Here is a 19202-nt window from a genome sequence, read left to right as displayed (position 1 = left end):
TCTCCCGCCTATTGCCGAATGCGTGGATCGAGGATCGAATAGGCGATGTCGATCAGGATGTTCATGATGAAGATGGCGATGGCCGTCACAAGGATCGCGGCCATCACCACGTTGAAGTCGCGTTGCAGGATGGAATCGATCATCAGCTTGCCGACCCCCGGAAATCCGAAGATCGTCTCGACAATCACCGCACCGTTCAAAAGGGCCGCCGCCTGGTCGCCGATGACGGTGATGACCGGCAGCATGGCGTTGCGCAGGGTGTGGACGAAAATCAACGGGCCATTCTTGACGCCCTTGGCGCGGGCCGTCTTGACGTAGGGCGCCGACAGCGCCGAGAGCATCGAGCCGCGCACCACCTGCACGATCAGCCCGAAGGGGCGGATGAACAGGATGCCCACCGGCATGATCCAGTGCCAGGGGGTGCCGACGCCCGAGGTAGGCAACCAGGCAAGGTTGATTGCAAAAACCACGATCGCGACGATGGCGATCCAGAAATCGGGTGCCGAAGCCCCGATGAGCGACACGACGGAAATCCCCCGATCGATCACACCGCCTACGTTAAAGGCCGCAATCGAGCCGAGAAAAATGGCCGCGACGATAACCAGGGCCATGGTGATCAGCGCCAGCGGCAGGGTCCAGGCATAGGCTTCAAGCACGATGTCGATGGCCGGGCGGGCGCGCCGCAGCGACTCGCCGAAATCGAGATGCAGGACATCCCAGACGTACAGGCCGAACTGTTCGAGGATGGGCCGGTCGAGCCCGTGGAGCGCACGGAACTGCTCCTTCATCTGCTCGGTCGCATCGATCGGCAGGAACAGTGCCGCCGGATCCCCGGTCAACCGCGAGAGGAAGAAGACCATCACCATCAGGACGCTCAGCGACAGCAGGCTCGCGATAGCTCTTTGTCCTACCAGTTTGATCATTGCGGCACACCGATCATTTTATGGAAAGCGGCGCCGGACCTCCGGCGCCGCCAGGATTGCTCTTGACCAGCTTGCTACTTGAAGCCGATTTCGGAAAGCTGAAGCTGCTGGTTGGTGGCGATGGTGGGCGTAAAGTCCAGCCGCTCGCCGACCCGGCTGTGGCCGACCATGTGGAACAGCAGCACATCGGCAACCGCTTCGTCATGGACATAGGCGAAAAGCTCGGACCACAGGGCATCACGCTCGGCGCCGGTCGCAGCGGTCGCCCGCTCGATCAGGTCATCCACCTCGGGAATGGCGATGCCCGACTGGGTCCCGTCGCTATGGTACTTGAAGTACATCGAAAAGACCGGATCGCCACGGCTGTTGTCGTGCTGGGCGAGGATCAGGCGCGTGCCCTCGCTCTCCGGGTAGGGCTTGGAGTAATACTGCTCATGCTCGGCCACCTCGACCATGCGCATGGAGGCATTGAAGCCCGCATCGGTCAGCATCTGGGTCAGCGCCTCGGTGACTTCGGTCACGTTGGGGAAGTTTTCCGTCCGGGCGATGATCTCGATGGGCAGGGACACATCGACCCCGTCAGCTTCCGCTTCCGCGAGCAATTGGCGCGCAAGGGCGGGATCGTATGCGAGGGGGACGAGATCGCCATTCCAGCCCAACGTCGTGGGCGGAACCATGGCAACGGCCAGTTCGGTGCCTTCGGCCAGCAGCGTGCCGATGAAGGCTTCGCGGTCGATGGCGTGATTGAGCGCTTTACGGACGCGTATATCACTGGTGGGCTCATCGGCGCTATCGAGGCGCAAATAGACCGTTTCCGAGTTGGGATAGGTGAAATCGGTCGCCGGGTTCGTGGCTTCGAGCTCGGTGATCTGCGGGGCGATATCGGCCTCGCCGGTCTCTACCATGGCCGCACGCACGGCAGCTTCGCCCCGGAAGACGTATCGGGCCGAGGAAACCTCCGGCTGCTCACCCCAATAATCGTCGCGGCGATCGAGCTGGATGAACTGGCCGGCCTGCCACTCGGACAGAACGTAAGGACCGGTGCCGATCGGGTTGCGGACGAACTCGATGGGCGTTTCGGACGGAACGATGGTCACGAGCGACATCAGCAGCGGCAGGATCGGCTGGGCCGGCTCCGCCTTCACGTCAATGGTGAGGTCATCGATAATATCGAAGGCAAGCTCGGTATCGGCAAAGTAGCGCGCGCTTTCGCAGGTGATCTGGTCGCTGAACACGCGGTCAAAACTGTGCGCGACGTCGGCGGCATCGAACGCGGTGCCATCCGAGAAGGTGACGCCATCACGCAGGGTAAAGCGCCAGACACCGTCACCGCGATCTTCCCAGCTTTCGGCAAGGCGCGGCATCAGCCCGGCATCGCCCCGCACGTCGAGTTCGGTGAGGGTTTCGTTGATGTTCTGCAGGACCACGCGACCGATATTGGAGCGGGTCGCCATGCAGGGCTCCACGAGATCGAGCTCTTCACTGAGCACGACTGTGATGGCGGTGTTGTCCTGGGCAAGCGCGGGGCTCACCGCCGCCGACGCCAGCAATGCGCCAGTCAACAGATATCTTAAAGTCAATTCTACCTCCCTTGGCAGCCTTATCAGGAAAGCCGGGCGGCAACGGATGCCCAACGACATGCGGCGCACCTCCCAGCGGAACCGTCCGCACTATTCCCTTCATGATTAAAGTTGTCAAACAAAAAAGCAAAAACACAAGGCCTTGTCGAATTGCAACCACCTAACTAGTTGATTTATATCATATTTACATGAGTTCACGAAATCACTTTGACATTCAATCCGTCACATATAACTTGACAACAATAAAATATCGGGGCAACCAGACGCAGAACCGAAGAGGAGGAAACATGTCCCCTGACGACATCGCCAGAAGCATGACGGGCGCGCTGAACGAGCGGCCAGAGGGGAAGGCCGAGGCCTTTCTTCCCTCTCCGGCAGTGCAGAATCACGCCGCGTTCCTTGAGCGTTTCGAGGATGGCACGCTGGCGTGCCTCTGGTTTGGCGGCACCCTCGAAGGCAAATCCGATATCTCCATCTATGGCAGCACACTGGCGCCCGGTGCGGCGCATTGGAGCGCCCCGGTTCAGCTATCGAACGATCCCGACCGGTCCGAACAAAACCCGGTGCTGGCCCATAACGGGCATGAATGGCAGCTTTTCCACACCGCCCAGCCTTCGGGCAATCAGGACGAATGCCTGCTGCGCGCGCGCACCGTATCGCTTGAAAACGGCGTACTGACGGCGGGCGAGCCGCGCACCATCGGCCTTCCGCTCGGCAGCTTCATCCGCGCCCGTTTCGTGCGCCGGAAAGATGGGGCGTGGATGATGCCGATCTTCCGCTGCATCCCCCGCCCCGGCCAGCGCTGGAACGGCAGTCACGACAATGCCGCCGTGGGGGTCAGCCACGATGATGGCGAGACATGGACGCTTGAGGACGTGCCGGGCTCGACCGGGTCGGTCCACATGACCATCGTGCCGCTCGATGGCGACGAGATGGTCGCCTTTTACCGCCGCAGGCAGTCCGATTTCGTGCACCGGTCGGTGAGCACCGATGGCGGGATCACCTGGTCGGCGACCGAGCCGACCGATGTGCCCAACAACAATTCCTCGATCAATGTGATCCGGCTGTCCGATGGCCGGCTGGCCATGGTGTGCAACCCGTCCTCGGCGGCAACGTCGAACGACAGGCGCGTATCGCTTTACGATGAGATCGAAGAAGGCGACGACCGGCCCGACGCCAGCGGGGGGTGTGAACCGATCTGGGGCGTACCGCGCGCGCCGCTGAGCCTGTGCATCTCAACCGATGGCGGCAAGACCTTCCCCTTGCGCCGCGTGATCGATGACAGCGCGGGCACGTGCCTGTCCAACAATTCCGAGGACGGGCGCAACAAGGAACTGTCCTATCCCTACCTGCTAGAAGGCGATGGGGGCGAACTGCATGTCGCCTACACCTATTTCCGCAGGGCCATCAAATATGTACGCCTGCCCGCAGGCTGGATCGACGGAGCATCGGAGTGAGCGATATTGTCGGCATAACAATGGGTGATCCCGCCGGCGTGGGACCGGAAATCACGGTCCGGGCCATCGCGGAAATGTCCGCGGCGGACCGCGCGCGGACGCGCATCTACGGCCACCGCGAAACCCTCGACGCTGCCCTTGAGGTATGCGGGCTTGATCTGGACCTCGACAGCCTTGTCAAGCCTGTCGAAATCGATGGCGGCCTCGTGCCCTGGGGCAAGCTCGATGCGCGGGCGGGTGACGCCGCTTTTCGCTTCATCGCCCGCGCGGTGGACGATGCCCAGGCCGGAAAGATCGGCTGCATCGTGACGGCCCCGATCAACAAGGAAGCGCTCAACAGCGCCGGACACCATTATGACGGGCACACCGGGATGCTCGCGGCGCTGACGGGCCAGAAATCCGCCTTCATGCTGCTGGCGTCCGACCGGCTCAAGGTCATTCACGTTTCCACGCACGTTTCGCTCAAGACCGCGATCGACCGGGCAACGCCCCAGCGCATTCTCGATACCATCCGCGCCGGAAACGACCACCTCAAGCGCATCGGCTACGCCGCGCCGCGCATCGCGGTGGCCGGGATCAACCCCCATTGCGGGGAAAGCGGATTGTTCGGCACCGAGGATGACGAACAGGTCGTGCCTGCCGTTGAAATGGCGCGCGCCGAAGGCATCGACGTGACCGGGCCGATTTCCGCCGATACGGTTTATCACCGGGCTTATAACGGGGCTTTCGATCTCGTCGTCGCCCAGTACCACGATCAGGGCCACATCCCCATCAAGCTCGTCGCCTTCGATACGGCGGTCAACGTCTCGCTCGGTCTACCCATCGACCGAACCTCCGTCGATCACGGCACCGCCTTCGACATTGCCGGAACCGGCAGGGCCAACCACACCAACATGAATGCCGCCATCGCCTATGCGCGTCGGCTGGCTGCCGGGAGCAGATCATGAACCCCGCCCTTGCCCTTCCCGTCAGCGGCGTTTATAGCGCCGCCGCGACGCCGGTTCTTGCTTCCGGGGAGCCGGACCACGCCACGTTCGCAAGCCATTGCAAGGCCCTTCTGGAAGAAGGCTGCGATGGCATCGCGCTTCTGGGTACGACCGGCGAAGCCAATTCGTTTTCCATCGCCCAGCGCCAGAACCTCTTGGCGAGCCTTGTCGAGGCAGGCGTCGATCCCTCTCGCCTGCTCCCCGGCACTTCGCAAACCAATGTCGCCGACAGCATCGCCCTGACCCGCCATGCGGTGGATCTGGGCGTGGCGGCAACGGTCGTCCTGCCGCCCTTCTATTACAAGGGCGTGAGCGATGAGGGGCTGTTCAGGTTCTATGCCGAGCTTATCGAGGGCGTGGGCAGCGATCGCCTGCGCATCATCCTCTACCACATCCCGCCCATCGCGCAGGTGGGGCTGTCCACCGATCTCATTGCCCGCCTCCGCGAGCAGTTTCCAGGCATCGTCATCGGCATCAAGGACAGTTCGGGCAATCTTGAACACATGCAGGGGCTGGCCGAACGTTTTTCGGAGTTTTCGGTTCTCTCGGGCGCCGATCCGTTCATGCTGCCCCTGCTGCGCGCAGGCGGCGCAGGCTGCATCACGTCGAGTTCCAATCTCATCGCCAAACATCTGCGCTTCGTTTTCGACAACTGGTTCGACGCCGCACAGGAAGAGGCGGTGAACGCCGCCCAACAGCGCATCGATGCCTGGCGCAACCTGTCCAACGCCTATGTGCAGCTGCCCACCATCAAGGCCATGCTGGCGCGCCGCCGCCAGCACGACGGCTGGACACGGGTTCGCCCGCCGCTGGTTGAACTGACCGCCGAGCAGATCGAAACCGTCTGGGCCGAAATGCAAAGCCTTGAGGAGCAGGACAATGGCTGAGCCGGTTCTTTCTCTCTCCCGCCAGATCACGCTGCGACAGCCCGAACAGATCGAGGTCGGCGCAGGGGCACTGGCGCGGCTCACTCCCTTTGCCGCCCGCTTCAACCGGGTCTTCGTCATCGCCATGGCGCCCACCGCAGGCTTTGTCGAGCGCATCGGCATCAAGGGAGAGGTCGAGGTGTTCATCGACCTGCCACCCGAGCCCGATTTGCCCGCTGTTGAAAAGGTTCTTGAGCGCGCCCGCGCCTTCAGGCCCGATCTGGTCATCGGGTTGGGCGGCGGTTCGGCCATGGATGTCGCCAAGCTGGTTGCCGTGCTCTGGGACGCCACCGTGTCGATTCCCGATGTGGTCGGCGTGGGAAAGATCAAAGGACGGCGGACGGCGCTCGTCCAGGTTCCCACGACCTCGGGCACCGGTTCGGAAGCAGGTACGCGCGCCCTTGTCACCGATCCGGCGACGCTCGCCAAACTGGCGGTCGAAAGCGATCACATGCTGGCCGACATCGCCATTCTCGATCCCGAACTCACCTATTCGGTTCCTGCGGCGGTCACGGCGGCCACCGGAGTGGATGCGCTGGCCCATTGCGTCGAGGCCTTCACCAACATCAGGGCCCATCCGATGATCGATGGCTATGCCCGCCTCGGCATTGAACTGGTGGGCCGCTATCTGGCACGCGCCGTCGCCGATGGTTCAGACACCGAGGCGCGGGCCGGAATGATGCTCGCTTCGTATTACGGCGGCATTTGCCTCGGCCCGGTCAACACCGCCGCCGGCCACGCGCTGGCCTATCCCCTTGGCACCAATCTGGGGCTGCCGCACGGGCTGGCCAACGCGATCATCTTTCCCCATGTGCTCGCCTTCAATGCACCGGCCAGGCCGGACAAGACGCGGGAAATCCTCTCGCTGCTCGGCTTGTCGTCCGATGCGGAATCAAAGGGTATCCCCGAGGCCGCGTTTGGCTATTGCCGTTCGCTCGGGCTCTCAATGGCCCTCGCTGCTCATGGTGCACAGGAAGACAACCTTCTCGAATGGGCGCAAGAAGCCCATGCCATCCGGCGGCTGATGGACAACAATCCAAAGCCGATGAGCGTCGAGGACATCCATACGATCTATCGGAACGCGCTGACTCTTTCCTGAGGCGCAGAACGCCGCCCGCAACACAAGTGCCCTGCCCGCCGTGGATACGAAAAACGCCTATCTTGCCGCGGCGCTGATGATGAGTGCGGCCGCCGTGCTCAATGGGATCGACGCGGCGATCGTGCGCCTGCTGGTCGACGTCCATCCCTTCGTCATCGGCTTTTTCCGCGCCCTTTTCGGGCTGTTGTTCGTCATGCCGATGATCGTGCGGCGCCCCGCGATCCTGGTGTCGGGCTATCGCGCGACCCATGCGGTCCGCGCGGCGCTCAAGCTTGGCGGGCTGTTGTGCTTTTTCGTGGCGTTCACGCTCGCGCCCCTCGCCGATGTCACGGCCATCATCTTCCTCAGCCCCATTCTCCTGGCTGTCGGCGCCTGGCTGTTTCTGGGTGAAAAGCTGGGCCCGATGCGCGTTTTTGCCATAGCTGCGGGCTTTTCGGGCGCGCTGATCATCATCAATCCCGGCGGATCGGGAGCGCTCGAACCGGCCCTGCTGCTGGCGCTGGCCGGGTCGGCCCTGATGGCCTTGGCCCAACTGGTCCTCAAGAAGATGTCACAGCGCGACAGCACCGATACGCTGGTCGCCTGGAACCTCATCCTCACCGTACCGCTCGCCCTGATACCGGCAATACTCGTGTGGACGACACCCAGCTGGACCGCCTTCGGCCTGCTCATCGTTCAGGGCGTGTGCGGCGCGCTGAACATGGCGCTGGTGACCCGCGCCTTCAGCCACGCCGACGCCTCCTTTCTCGCCCCCTTCGACTTCATCCGCCTCCCCGCCGTCGCGCTGATCGCCTTCCTGCTGTTCGGGCAGGTCGCCGGTCTTTCCACCTGGATCGGCGCCGGCATCATCTTCGCAGCGACGCTCATCGCTTCGCGAAAAAATCCGGCGAGAATTGACTGAGAGAAAAGACTTGGCAAGGCTCTAGAATGGCCAGAAGACCGGAATGAAGATCACCCCCAGGACCCAGAAGATCAGATTGAGCGGCAGCCCCACCTTGAGAAAGTCGGTGAACCGGTAGCCGCCGGCACTATAGACCATGGTGTTGGTCTGATATCCGACCGGCGTTGCAAAGCTTGTCGAAGCGGCGAAGGTCACCGCGATCAGAAAGGGCGTGGCATCGACGCCCAGCACATTGGCCGTGGACATGCCGATCGGCGTGAGCAGGACCGCCGCCGCCGCATTGCTCATGAACTCCGTCAGCAACAGCGCCATCAGATAGACGACGGCCAGCACGACCAGCGGACCAAACCCGCTCACCAGGCCGATGGTGTTGGCAACGATGAACTCGGCCGCGCCGCTCTGGCTCATGGCGACACCCAGCGGCAACAGCCCGGCCAGCAGAATGATGATGCGCCAATCGATGGCGTCATAGACCGCGTCCTCGTCCAAACACCCTGCCAGGGTCATCGCCACGGCGCCGACCAGAGAGGTGATAGCAATGGGGGCCCAGCCGATCGCGGATATGGCGATCACCAGCACCATGGTGGCCAGGGCAAAGGGCGCCCGCCAGCCGGCAGGCTTTTCTGCATTGCGTTCGCTGAGCACGATCACATTGGCGTCGCTGCGCAATGCAGCCATCTCGGCTTCCGGGGTGAGCATCAGCAGGACGTCACCGACATTGAGCCGCACGTCCTTGAGCTGTTCGCGCAATATCTGCCCGCGCCGATGAATGGCCAAAACCGTCGCAGTGTGTTGCCAGCGCCGATCGAGCAGGGCCAGCGTACTGCCGATCACCCGCGACCGCGGCGCGATCAACACCTCGGTTAACACCTGCTCGGTGCCCTCTTCCAAAGCCTGGGTCTGGAACTGGAACTCCGTGTTGATCTCCAGCCCGGCCTCCTTGCGCAGGTGATCGAGTTTCGACCAGTCCCCCCGGGCAATCAGCACATCGCCCTCTTCAAGAATCTGCGACCGGGGCGACCAGACCTTTTTGTCGCCACGGAGCAGTTCAAGCACGAAAACCCCAAAATCCTCGCCCAGCTTGGCTTCCCCCACGGAAACGCCGATCAGCGAGGAGTCCGGCAGCACCCGAAGCTCAGTGATATATTTTCCCAATTCATACTGCTCGGCCAGTTCGGTGGCGCGGGCATCGGGCAACAGATAGCGCCCCAATGTCAGCAGATAGAGACAGCCAACCACAAAGCAGATCACCCCCAGCGGGGTGAATTCAAACATGGAAAAGCCCGGATGGCCCAGATCCCGGGCCATTGCGTTGACCAGCAGGTTGGTCGACGTGCCCACAAGGGTACAAACCCCGGCCATTTGCGAAACATAGGAAAGCGGGATCAGAGCCTTGGAGGCCGACATTCCGATTCCCGCGGCGGCGGTCATGACCAGTGGCATGAAAACGGCGACCACGGCGGTATTATTCACGAAAGGCGCGATAACCGCCAACACCCCAAACAGGATGAGCAGGAATGTAAGCGGCGATCTGGCCTGCCCCAGCAGGCGTCCGATACCCGATAGAGCCCCGCTGTTCTGCAGCCCGGCCGCAAGAATGAACATCGCAGCCACCGTGATCGTCGCCTGATTGCTGAATCCGCTCAGCGCATCGCCCGGGCTGACAAGGCCAAAGATGGCCAGCGCCGAAAGCACCAGCAGGGCCACGGCATCGATCCGCAATTTTTCGGTGGCAAACAGGAAAATGGCAACCAGGGCGACGCCCAGCACCAGTGCGATCTCAACAGTCATTGTTGGTTCCCGCCTCCCTGCGCCCTGGCGCCGACCGTTGGTGTGGCCCTATCCTTGGTTCCGATAACTCCAGCCGTCAATGTCGCCGTCATTACCGATCCGGCTGCGGATATATTTACCGGGCCGATCCCGCGCCCATCGAGCCGCCACTGCAGGTGACCGCCCCCCAAACGTCAAAACACCGCAAACCCGTCCGGCAGCGGCGAAAAATCTTGAGGTGGCATGAAGTGCAACAACGCGCTTGCGACCCCACCAGGAGATCGCACAACTCATTGTTCTATCTTTGGGAAAAATTGGTTGCGGGGGTAGGATTTGAACCTACGACCTTCAGGTTATGAGCCTGACGAGCTACCGGGCTGCTCCACCCCGCGACACTGTCCGATGCTTTTGGTTCGGGCGAACCGCTCGGATGCCGCCTATATAGGGGGGGATTTGCTGTTTGCAAAGCCCTCAAAGCGATATTAATCCAATTAATTACGCCCTGTGCACAAGTGTCGCGGTTGGCGCATGGATTGTCACCACGCCTCGGCCCGGGTACACAACGTGCGGGCCCTGTCGCCCGCCCTTTCCCGTTCCTGCCTCAAGTTTATCCCGGATCATATTTCATGCAACAGCGCACCCTTGGCCGCACCGGCATCTCCGTCAGCCAGATCTGCCTCGGCACCATGACCTGGGGCGAACAGAACACCGAGGCCGAAGGCCACGCTCAGATGAACTACGCCCTCGATCAGGGGATCAACTTCATCGATACCGCCGAACTCTATCCCACGCCGGGCCGGGCCGAGACGCAAGGGGCCACCGAGACCATCATCGGCAGCTGGTTCAAAACCACCGGGCGGCGGGAAGATTGGGTTCTGGCCAGCAAGATCACCGGGCCGCGCAATTCCTGGATTCGCGACGGGCGGCCGATGACCGGAGCCGAAATCGTTGCCGCGCTCGAACAGAATCTGCGCCGTCTCTCGACCGATTATATCGATCTCTATCAGCTCCACTGGCCCAATCGCGCTCATTACAATTTCTCCCATGCCTGGGGGTTCGATCCCTTCGGTCAGGATCGCGCCGCCATCGCCGATAATCTGTTCGACGTGCTCGAAACCCTCGATGCGCAGATCAAGGCCGGAAAAATTCGCGCCATCGGGGTGTCGAACGAAACCAGCTGGGGGCTGATGCGCTATCTGTCGCTGGCCGAACGCCACGGCCTGCCGCGCATGGCCACCATTCAGAATGAATATAACCTGCTGCGCCGCCATTTCGATCTCGACCTGGCTGAAGTGTCGGCCTTTGAAGATGTGGGGCTGCTGGCCTATTCGCCGCTGGCGGCGGGCCTGCTCAGCGGCAAATATAACAATGGCGAGATGCCCGCCGGTTCGCGCGGCGCGCTCGGGGCGATGTGGCGTCTCAATCCCGCGTCGGAAACCGCCACCAGGGCCTATATGACGCTGGCCGAACAGCATGGGCTCGATGTGTGCCAGATGGCGATTGCCTTCTGCCTCACCCGCCCGTTCATGGCCTCGGTCATCATCGGGGCGACGTCGATGGAGCAATTGCGCACCGATATCGCCGCCGCCGATATCGCCTTGTCAGATGAAGTCCTCACCGCCATCGACGAGCTCCACCGGCTCTATCCGCGCACCATCGCCTGAGCGGCATCGGCGTTTATCGGCCCTCAATGCGCTGATGCGCTGGTGGGGCGATACTGCGCCAGAAGGACGAACACCAGCGCGGCTAACAGGCCCATGGTGATGGCCGCTGCGGACAGCAGGGTGAAGTGCGCCTGGGTGAACGCCAGCTTGCCCGCTTCGATCAGCGCCGCGCCCTGCTCTTCACCGAGGGTGCTGGCCACCAGGAATGTATCGCCGATCGAGCGGCTGGCCTGCGCCATCGGCTCCGCGGCGATGCCTTGGGGGGCCAGCAGGGCTCTGCCATAGACGCTGGACATGGCCACGCCGAAGATGGTGATGCCCAGCCCCGAGCCCAGTTCATAACCGGTCCCTTCCAGAGATCCCGCCGCGCCACCCTTTTCCGCCGGCACCGCGCCCATGATGGCAATCGACGATGCGGTCAGGCCGATGCTCAGGGCAAGCCCGGCCAGCGCCAGCGCCGTGGGCACGAGCAGACCGGGATCGTGAAAGTCGGCAGCTCCAAGCACGGCCAGCATGGCACCGCCGATCAACATGGTGAAACTGGCAACCAGACGCAGGCCGAACCGGTTGGACAGAACGGCTGCCAGAGGCCCGCCAAAGGCAGATGCGACCATGATCGGGATCATGAAGATACCCGCTTCCAGCGGCGTCATCCCGATCACATATTGCAGCTCCTGCGCCAGCGTCAGCTCCACCCCGGCCAGCGCTCCGGTGGCCACCAGCGCCATGATGATGCCCGCCATGATGGCCGGATGGGAGAACAGCGACAGATCGAGCATCGGATCGGGCGAATTCAATTGCTGGCGCGCAAACAGCACCAGCATGGTCAGACCGAAGATCGCAATCATGGTGATGATCGCCAGAGGGTGCTGCCCGGCAAAGCCCGCCTTGATCGCATAGACCACCGAAATCATGCCGACAATCAGCACAAGGGCCTGCCCGATTGCCCAGTGTCCTGGCATTGTCGCCTCCTGGCGCGACAGCAAAAGGGCACAGGCGGGCGCAACAACGAGCATGACAGGCACGTTGATCAAAAACACAGAGCCCCACCAGAAATGCTCCAGCAACACTCCGCCTACCAGCGGTCCGACGGCGGCCCCCGCCGCCCCCACTGTGCCCCACAGTCCAAGGGCAATGGCGCGTTCCTTGTCGTCCTCAAAATTGCGCCGGATGATCCCGAGCACACACGGAACGATCATCGCACCGCCCAGCGCCAGCAACACGCGCGCGGCGATCAATACGGGTGCCGTCGGGGCAAAGGCGGCCAGCGTCGAGGCAATACCGAAGATCACCAGTCCTGCCAGCAGCAGTTTGCGATGCCCGATGCGATCGGCCAGCGTCCCCATCGGCACCAGAAAGCCTGCCATCAGCAGCGGATAGATATCGATGATCCACAACATTTGCGTGCTGGTCGCGCCCAGTGCCTGGGTCAGCGTCGGTATGGCAACATGCAACACGGTCATGTCGATGACCACTGGTGTGAAGGCCAGCATGACGGCAATGAGGGCCCACCAGCGTTTTGGATTGGAATGGATTTTAGTTTGGGCTGAGACGTCGCTCATGGTTAGCTCTGGGATTGGCGTTTCCAGGAAAAATACAACCGGTTTTCGGTTCGGCCCCTTAGGGGCCTCAAGCGAAACGCGACAAAAGGATTTGGAGCACCTGTGAATGAATCAACACAGGAATTGCTCTAGCGTCGAGCGGGATATATAAATACATACGTATGGATTTCAACCCGAAACCGACGGGAGATTTGATTTTTTATGGGCAGAAAACCTAAAATCAGTCGCGATATGCTGCTGAGCAAGGCCGAACAGATCGTCAACACTGAGGGCCCGCAGGGCCTCACTATCGATGCGTTGGCCAGGGCCGCATGTATTTCAAAAGGCGGTGTGCAATATTCGTTCCCGTCCAAGGACGAATTGGTCAAAGCCGTTCTGGATCGCTGGAATGATCAGTTCGACGCGCTGATCGCCGAACAGGACCCCAAAAGCCCCACCGAACTCGTCCGGGCCTACATCGCCGCCATGCGGTCCTCGGCCAGCACCACCGACGCAAAGATGGCCGGACTGATGATGGTGTATCTGCAAAATCCGGAAAGCCGACTGGAGACCAGAGACTGGTACCAGTCGATGCTCGACAGGATCGGTCATTCGCCCCAAACCCGTTCGGAGCGCCTCGCCTTTCTCGCCATGGAGGGGACCATGCTTATGCGGATTTCCAGCTTTGACGACACCGCGCAATTGGAAGCCCTGCTCGCCGATATCGAGACACTTCTCGACCCGTGAGCGGCATCGGACATGCGGATAAACCCTGTGACCGATCTTTATGGCATTGCGCAGCTTGAAGGTCCGCAACTCCATACATTTTACGCTCAATCTTTGCAGCAAGATTGGGGGTATCGGGCCCGCTGTTGCCTCTTTGCCAATTTTCAGCCGATGATCGCTCCCGTCACATAATTTTGCTTTTCAGGGGGCAGACTTGCCTGTAATGGCAGGTCTGACCTTTTCATGCCTAGCGATCGGGAGACATCGTCCCCGATTGGTGAAGCGGCGAAGGGAGTGCCGTGTGGTTGACGCCGCCAAGAGGTGACTCCGGAGCAGCCGCACGATGCTGTCACCAACTCTTTTTTGTTGTGAAAGGGACCTCGTCACTATGCACAAGTCGTTGTTTCTCCTCAGCATTGCCGCCTCACTCATGGCAACGTCCGCCATGGCTCAGGGCCAGACAGTCAATGTCTATAACTGGTCCGATTACATCGCCGAAGACACGCTGGAAAAGTTCACGGCCCAGACCGGCATCGCCGTCAACTATGACGTTTTCGATTCCAACGAGATCGTCGAAGCCAAGCTTCTGGCCGGGTCTTCGGGCTATGACGTGGTCATCCCTTCGGGCTTTTTCCTCGAACGCCAGATTCCCATTGGCCTGTTCCAAAAGCTTGATAAATCAAAGCTTTCCAACCTCGGCAACCTCGTTCCCGCCATCACCGAACAGGTCGAGGAGTATGACCCGGGCAACGAATATGCCGTGACCTACATGTGGGGCACCACCGGGCTGGGCTACAATATCGACGCCGTCACCGAGCGGCTGGGCGAGGACGGCCCGCTGCAAAGCTGGGACCTGCTGTTTGATCCTGAAACTGCCGCCCAGCTTGCCGATTGCGGCATCGCCGTGCTCGATGCGCCGGTGGAAATGACCGCTATCGCCTTGAATTATCTGGGACTTGATCCAAACTCGGAAGACGCTGGCGACCTGGCCGCCGTCGAGGAACTCTACGCCGCCGTGCGGCCTTACATCCGTTATTTCCACTCGTCGCAGTATATTTCCGACCTCGCCAATGGCGAAATCTGCCTCTCGGTCGGCTACTCCGGTGACGTGTTCATTGCCGCCGATCGCGCGGCTGAGGCCAACCGCGGTGTCGAGATCACCTATGTCATCCCCACCGAGGGCGCGAGCCTGTGGTTCGACATGATGGCCATCCCCGCCGACGCGCCAAACCCCGACGCGGCCCACGCATTCATCAACTTCATCCTCGAACCGCAGATCGCCGCCGACATCACGAACTATGTCTGGTACGCCAATCCCAATGCGGCTGCCGATGCGTTCGTGGATCCGGAAATCCTTGAAGATCCAGCCATTTACCCCACTCCGGACGTGATGGCCAACCTGTTCGCGCCCAAGGCCCGCACGCCCGGTTATGACCGGTTGCTGACCCGCGCCTGGACCCGGATCAAGACCGGCCAGTAAGCGCTTCATGGTTGCATGACAGGGCGCGGTATGGTGCCCTGTCGACCTGCCTTTCTCTGGGAGTTGGGGAGACGTCCGCTCTTGAAAAAGCCTCAGATCGCCGCTGATACGCGCCCGTGGCGCGACCCCGACGCCACGCCTTTCGTGCGGATTCGCAACGTCACCAAGACGTTTGGCGATGTCTATGCCGTCGATGACGTCTCGCTCGATGTCTATAAGGGCGAGCTGTTCTGCCTGCTGGGCGGCTCGGGGTCTGGCAAGTCAACGCTGCTGCGTATGCTCGCCGGTTTTGAAACCGCGACGTCCGGCACCATCGAAATCGATGGCCAGAGCATGACCAATGTTCCCCCCTATGACCGGCCCGTCAACATGATGTTCCAGTCCTATGCGCTGTTTCCGCATATGACGGTTGAGCGCAACATCGCCTATGGCCTCAAGCGCCAGGGCATAGCCCGCTCGGAAATTTCCGACCGGGTGGAGGAACTGCTCAAGCTCGTGCGCCTCGAACGATTCGCGCGCCGCAAGCCGCATCAGCTCTCGGGCGGTCAACGCCAGCGCGTTGCCCTCGCGCGCTCGCTGGCGCGCCGCCCCAAACTGCTGCTGCTCGACGAACCCCTTGGCGCGCTTGATAAAAAACTGCGCGAAGACACCCAGTACGAACTGGTCAAGATCCAGGAAACCCTCGGCGTCACCTTCATCGTCGTTACCCACGATCAGGAGGAGGCCATGACGCTCTCCACCCGCATCGGCGTGATGAATGACGGCAAGATCGCCCAGATCGGCGAGCCGCAGGAAATCTACGAATTCCCCAATTCGCGCTTCGTCGCCGGGTTCGTGGGGTCGGTCAATATGTTCGAAGGTGTCGTCACCGAGGACGCCGACGATCACATGCGCATGGATTCGTCCGCCGAAGCAGGCACCGATATCTATGTCAGTCACGGTGTCGACTGCGCCCCTGAGCAGACCCTGTGGTATGCTGTCCGCCCCGAAAAGATGGTGCTGAGCCGCGAGCGTCCGCACGGCGACGCCAACATCACCCGCGGTCTGGTCGAAGACATCGCCTATCTAGGCGACATGAGCGTCTTCCGCATCGTACTCGACAGCGGCAAGCGCATTCAGGTCACCCAGACCAACCTGACCCGGTATGACGAGCAGGCGATCAGCTGGGACGAGCACGTCTATGTGTCCTGGGCGCCCGACGCCGGGGCGGTGCTGGTGTCATGAGCACCGGTCGGCATGTCACCGTGCCCCGCCGGGCGTGGAGCTTTGTCACCGCAGGCCTCAACCGGCTGGGCATTTCCGGTCGCACCGCCGTCATTCTGGCGCCTACACTGTGGCTGGCGGTCTTTTTCCTCGTCCCGCTGCTGGTGGTCTTCAAGATTGCCCTCAGCGCCTTTGCGCTGGGCCAACCGCCCTATCTGCCGATGTTCGTCTGGGGCAGTGATGAGTCGCTGTCGATCACGCTGCAATTTTCGAACTTCCTGTTCCTCTTGCGCGACAGCCTTTACGCCAACGCCTATATCAACTCCGTGCGCATCGCGGCGATCTCCACGCTTATCGCCCTGCTGATCGCTTTTCCCATGGCCTGGTTCATCGCCCGCGCCGATGAGAAATACCGCAACCTGTTGCTGATGCTGGTCATCCTGCCGTTCTGGACCTCGTTCCTGCTGCGGGTTTACGCCTGGATGGGGTTTCTGGGCCGCAACGGCATCATCAACAACGTGCTCATGGCTTTGGGCATTACAGATCAGCCGCTCACCATGCTCCAGACCGAAGGGGCCGTGTTTGTCGGCATCGTCTATACCTACCTGCCCTTCATGGTGCTGCCGCTCTACACCACGCTCGTCAAACTTGATCAGAGCCTGATCGAGGCCTCCGCCGATCTCGGCGCGCGCCCGTTCATGATCTTTCTCACGGTGGTGCTGCCGCTCTCCATGCCAGGCCTGATCGCGGGATCGATGCTGGTCTTCATCCCGGCCATTGGCGAATTCGTCATTCCGTCGCTGCTCGGTGGTGCCGACACACTGATGATCGGCCGTGTGCTCTGGGATGAGTTCTTCGCCAATCGCGATTGGCCGGTGGCCTCCGCTGTGGCCATCGTCATGCTGGTGATCCTTCTGGTGCCCATCATGCTGCTCAGCTACGCCCAGAACGCCGTCGTGGAGGCCGAAAAATGAGGCGTGGCCTGTTCATCCCGACCCTTGCGACGTTTGGCTTTGCGTTTCTCTACGCCCCGATTATCTCGCTCGTCGTCTTCTCTTTCAACGAAAGTCGGCTGGTAACGGTCTGGACCGGGTTTTCCACCCGTTGGTATGCGGCGCTGTTCCAGGATTCACAGGTGGTGGCCGCCGCCATCCTGAGCCTGCAGATCGCCGCAACCAGCGCCACGATAGCCACCGTATTGGGCACCTTGGCCGGTATCGCCCTGTCGCGCCTGGGCTCGTTCCGAGGCAAGACGGCGCTGACCGGCATGGCCGCAGCGCCCATGGTCATGCCCGATGTCATCACCGGCTTGTCGCTGTTGCTGCTGTTCGTTTCGATGGAAGCCATGCTCGGCTGGCCCGCCGGACGAGGGTTTGTCACCATCACCATCGCCCACTCCACCTTCTGTCTGGCCTATGTGACCGTGCTGGTACGGGCCCGTCTGTCGGATATGGATCGCTCACTTGATGAAGCAGCCATGGATCTGGGCGCAACACCGCTACGGGTGTTTTTCGATATCACCCTGCCGATCATTTCGCCTGCGCTGATCTCTGGCTGGCTGCTGGCTTTCACGCTATCGCTCGATGATCTGGTCATCGCCAGCTTCGTTTCGGGGCCGGGTGCCTCCACCCTGCCGATGGTGATCTTTTCGAAAATCCGCCTGGGGGTGTCTCCGGACGTCAATGCGCTCGCCACCATCATCATCGGCATCGTCGCGCTCGGTGTCGTGGCCGCCACGCTGATCGGGCTCCGTACGCGTCCCCGCGGGTAGGGAGCCCTCCGGTCTTCAGGCGTCGAGGGCGCCCAGACTGGAAAAGAAATTGACCACATCATCAAGCACCGGAGCACGCCAGCGCAGCATCGCCCCCAGCGAGGTGACAATTTCCATGTGCCCGATGCCTTCATAATAGCGCTCGTCCACAGGCACGCTGTATTCCCGCAGTTTTCCGGCCAAGGTTGTGGTGTTGACCGGGCGCACGATCGGATCATTCAGGCCCGAAGCCAGAAACATCGGCGGCGACTGATCGCTCACCAGCCGCACCGGCTGCGTGCCCTCGGGATTGGGCGCGTTCCCAAACGCGTCCCGCACTTCGTTATATTCAAACGGATAGAAATCGTACGGGCCCGCAAGACCGGCAATGCCGCGGATTTTCAAATTGGTGCCCGCTTCGCGAAAGAACGCCGGATCGAGCCCCAACATCACCGCATTGTAAGCGCCCGCCGAGTGGCCGGCGAGGAACAGCTTGTCCGGATTACCGCCAAACGTGGTGATATTATCCTCGATCCACTTGGCCGCCACGGCCCCATCATAGAGAAAGCCCGGGTAAGCGACATCGGGCACCAGACGATAGTCGGGGATGACGGTGACGAACCCGCGAGCGGCCAATGCGCGGCCCACGAATTCGTACTCCCATCGTTCCCCCAGCTTCCATCCGCCGCCATAAATGAACATGATCACCGGCGCATTGCCGCGCGGGTTCTGCTGCACATAGACGTCGAGCTTGCCGCGCGGCCCGCCAGCATAGGCAATCCCATCGCCAATCTTGACCACTCCCGCATCCATGGCGGTGGACAGATTGAACGGGTCCATAAGCGATACAGCGCTTGCCTGCGTGGGAAACAAGCCCCCACTCAGGGCAAAGGCGCCCATCGAGCCGAGAACATGACGACGCGACAGTTTCATCGTGATTTTGTGCTTTGGCTATAAAGAAAGGAAAGGTGTCTGTGCCCGACGATCACGTCCAATTTAGGACGCCATGATGGCAAGGCTGCCTTAGCAGTTAAGACAAGCTTAAGAAAGCGGATCAAGCCAGGAGCATTTCCACAACGGAACCACATATTCGGCTGCGCCAAAGCAAGTTTTTTTACATTTTTTCACACAAAAAAGCCCCGCTTTTTGGGCGGGGCTTTTGTGTTTATTTTGTTTTGAGAAGGATTTTGCAGGTT

The 19202-nt window shown here is 61.3% G+C and carries 16 protein-coding genes and 1 tRNA gene; 11 read left to right on the top strand and 6 right to left on the bottom strand.

What is annotated here, in order from left to right:
• Positions 1-8 precede the first annotated feature (8 nt).
• Entirely contained in the window at positions 9-923 is a 915-nt protein-coding gene (locus VNS12_RS12745; RefSeq protein ID WP_325488220.1) for an ABC transporter permease, read from the bottom strand.
• Positions 924-997: 74 nt separating this feature from the next.
• On the bottom strand, positions 998-2563 hold the full coding sequence (locus VNS12_RS12740; protein WP_325488219.1) for an ABC transporter substrate-binding protein: 1566 nt from the start codon (positions 2561-2563) through the stop codon (positions 998-1000).
• Positions 2564-2790: 227 nt separating this feature from the next.
• Here VNS12_RS12740 and VNS12_RS12735 point away from each other — a divergent pair, with 227 nt between their 5' ends.
• The 5 genes from VNS12_RS12735 (at position 2791) to VNS12_RS12715 (ending at position 7872) form a co-directional block, all read left to right on the top strand.
• Positions 2791-3960, top strand: a complete 1170-nt coding sequence (locus tag VNS12_RS12735) for a sialidase family protein (protein WP_325488218.1) — start codon at positions 2791-2793, stop codon at positions 3958-3960.
• Positions 3957-4907 carry a 4-hydroxythreonine-4-phosphate dehydrogenase PdxA gene (gene pdxA / locus VNS12_RS12730; protein ID WP_325488217.1) on the top strand — a complete coding sequence of 317 codons (951 nt, stop codon included), beginning with the start codon at positions 3957-3959 and terminating at the stop codon, positions 4905-4907. The genes VNS12_RS12735 and pdxA overlap by 4 nt, the downstream gene beginning before the upstream one ends.
• Positions 4904-5833: a dihydrodipicolinate synthase family protein gene (locus VNS12_RS12725; protein ID WP_325488216.1), complete on the top strand. Its 930-nt coding sequence runs from the start codon at positions 4904-4906 to the stop codon at positions 5831-5833. Before pdxA ends, VNS12_RS12725 begins: the two co-directional genes overlap by 4 nt.
• Positions 5826-6971 (top strand): iron-containing alcohol dehydrogenase, encoded by a 1146-nt coding sequence (locus tag VNS12_RS12720; protein ID WP_325488215.1) that lies wholly within the window; start codon positions 5826-5828, stop codon positions 6969-6971. Before VNS12_RS12725 ends, VNS12_RS12720 begins: the two co-directional genes overlap by 8 nt.
• Positions 6972-7047: 76 nt before the next feature.
• A complete protein-coding gene (locus tag VNS12_RS12715; RefSeq protein ID WP_325488228.1) occupies positions 7048-7872 on the top strand; it encodes a DMT family transporter in 825 nt (274 codons plus the stop codon).
• A gap of 21 nt (positions 7873-7893) precedes the next feature.
• Here VNS12_RS12715 and VNS12_RS12710 read toward each other — a convergent pair whose 3' ends face one another.
• Both VNS12_RS12710 and VNS12_RS12705 read right to left on the bottom strand, forming a co-directional pair.
• Positions 7894-9663: an SLC13 family permease gene (locus tag VNS12_RS12710; protein WP_325488214.1), complete on the bottom strand. Its 1770-nt coding sequence runs from the start codon at positions 9661-9663 to the stop codon at positions 7894-7896.
• Positions 9664-9957: 294 nt separating this feature from the next.
• Positions 9958-10034: transfer RNA gene (locus tag VNS12_RS12705), tRNA-Met, on the bottom strand.
• 234 nt (positions 10035-10268) lie between these two features.
• On the opposite strand from VNS12_RS12705, the gene VNS12_RS12700 reads away from it, so the two are divergent.
• A complete protein-coding gene (locus VNS12_RS12700; RefSeq protein ID WP_325488213.1) occupies positions 10269-11306 on the top strand; it encodes an aldo/keto reductase in 1038 nt (345 codons plus the stop codon).
• 23 nt (positions 11307-11329) lie between these two features.
• Here VNS12_RS12700 and VNS12_RS12695 read toward each other — a convergent pair whose 3' ends face one another.
• Complete coding sequence (locus tag VNS12_RS12695; RefSeq protein ID WP_325488212.1) at positions 11330-12868, bottom strand: MFS transporter; 1539 nt, start codon at positions 12866-12868, stop codon at positions 11330-11332.
• Positions 12869-13069: 201 nt separating this feature from the next.
• On the opposite strand from VNS12_RS12695, the gene VNS12_RS12690 reads away from it, so the two are divergent.
• From VNS12_RS12690 to VNS12_RS12670, 5 genes are all read left to right on the top strand, one after another.
• Positions 13070-13594: a TetR/AcrR family transcriptional regulator gene (locus VNS12_RS12690; RefSeq protein WP_325488211.1), complete on the top strand. Its 525-nt coding sequence runs from the start codon at positions 13070-13072 to the stop codon at positions 13592-13594.
• 367 nt (positions 13595-13961) lie between these two features.
• Positions 13962-15053, top strand: coding sequence for a polyamine ABC transporter substrate-binding protein (locus tag VNS12_RS12685; RefSeq protein WP_325488210.1), 1092 nt, complete (start codon positions 13962-13964; stop codon positions 15051-15053).
• Positions 15054-15134: 81 nt separating this feature from the next.
• Positions 15135-16277: an ABC transporter ATP-binding protein gene (locus VNS12_RS12680; RefSeq protein WP_325488209.1), complete on the top strand. Its 1143-nt coding sequence runs from the start codon at positions 15135-15137 to the stop codon at positions 16275-16277.
• Positions 16274-17230, top strand: a complete 957-nt coding sequence (locus VNS12_RS12675; protein WP_325488208.1) for an ABC transporter permease subunit — start codon at positions 16274-16276, stop codon at positions 17228-17230. The genes VNS12_RS12680 and VNS12_RS12675 overlap by 4 nt, the downstream gene beginning before the upstream one ends.
• Positions 17227-18027, top strand: a complete 801-nt coding sequence (locus tag VNS12_RS12670) for an ABC transporter permease subunit (RefSeq protein WP_325488207.1) — start codon at positions 17227-17229, stop codon at positions 18025-18027. The genes VNS12_RS12675 and VNS12_RS12670 overlap by 4 nt, the downstream gene beginning before the upstream one ends.
• Positions 18028-18042: 15 nt before the next feature.
• Here VNS12_RS12670 and VNS12_RS12665 read toward each other — a convergent pair whose 3' ends face one another.
• Positions 18043-18939: an alpha/beta hydrolase gene (locus VNS12_RS12665; RefSeq protein WP_325488206.1), complete on the bottom strand. Its 897-nt coding sequence runs from the start codon at positions 18937-18939 to the stop codon at positions 18043-18045.
• Positions 18940-19202 lie beyond the last annotated feature (263 nt).

Source organism: Pelagibacterium sp. (assembly GCF_035555455.1).
In the GTDB taxonomy this organism is placed as follows: Bacteria; Pseudomonadota; Alphaproteobacteria; order Rhizobiales; family Devosiaceae; genus Pelagibacterium.
The sequence above is the reverse complement of the archived record's forward strand: the minus strand, read 5'-3'. Positions and strand labels throughout refer to the sequence as shown.

What these genes read in the sequence shown, in the direction of transcription:
- VNS12_RS12700 (WP_325488213.1), top strand. Translation starts at nt 10,269, where the DNA reads ATGCAACAGCGCACCCTTGGCCGCACCGGCATCTCCGTCAGCCAGATC.
- VNS12_RS12695 (WP_325488212.1), bottom strand. Translation starts at nt 12,868, where the DNA reads ATGAGCGACGTCTCAGCCCAAACTAAAATCCATTCCAATCCAAAACGC.
- VNS12_RS12670 (WP_325488207.1), top strand. Translation starts at nt 17,227, where the DNA reads ATGAGGCGTGGCCTGTTCATCCCGACCCTTGCGACGTTTGGCTTTGCG.
- VNS12_RS12715 (WP_325488228.1), top strand. Translation starts at nt 7,048, where the DNA reads ATGATGAGTGCGGCCGCCGTGCTCAATGGGATCGACGCGGCGATCGTG.
- VNS12_RS12745 (WP_325488220.1), bottom strand. Translation starts at nt 923, where the DNA reads ATGATCAAACTGGTAGGACAAAGAGCTATCGCGAGCCTGCTGTCGCTG.
- VNS12_RS12735 (WP_325488218.1), top strand. Translation starts at nt 2,791, where the DNA reads ATGTCCCCTGACGACATCGCCAGAAGCATGACGGGCGCGCTGAACGAG.
- VNS12_RS12690 (WP_325488211.1), top strand. Translation starts at nt 13,070, where the DNA reads ATGGGCAGAAAACCTAAAATCAGTCGCGATATGCTGCTGAGCAAGGCC.
- VNS12_RS12740 (WP_325488219.1), bottom strand. Translation starts at nt 2,563, where the DNA reads ATGTCGTTGGGCATCCGTTGCCGCCCGGCTTTCCTGATAAGGCTGCCA.
- VNS12_RS12685 (WP_325488210.1), top strand. Translation starts at nt 13,962, where the DNA reads ATGCACAAGTCGTTGTTTCTCCTCAGCATTGCCGCCTCACTCATGGCA.
- VNS12_RS12675 (WP_325488208.1), top strand. Translation starts at nt 16,274, where the DNA reads ATGAGCACCGGTCGGCATGTCACCGTGCCCCGCCGGGCGTGGAGCTTT.
- VNS12_RS12720 (WP_325488215.1), top strand. Translation starts at nt 5,826, where the DNA reads ATGGCTGAGCCGGTTCTTTCTCTCTCCCGCCAGATCACGCTGCGACAG.
- VNS12_RS12665 (WP_325488206.1), bottom strand. Translation starts at nt 18,939, where the DNA reads ATGAAACTGTCGCGTCGTCATGTTCTCGGCTCGATGGGCGCCTTTGCC.
- VNS12_RS12725 (WP_325488216.1), top strand. Translation starts at nt 4,904, where the DNA reads ATGAACCCCGCCCTTGCCCTTCCCGTCAGCGGCGTTTATAGCGCCGCC.
- VNS12_RS12710 (WP_325488214.1), bottom strand. Translation starts at nt 9,663, where the DNA reads ATGACTGTTGAGATCGCACTGGTGCTGGGCGTCGCCCTGGTTGCCATT.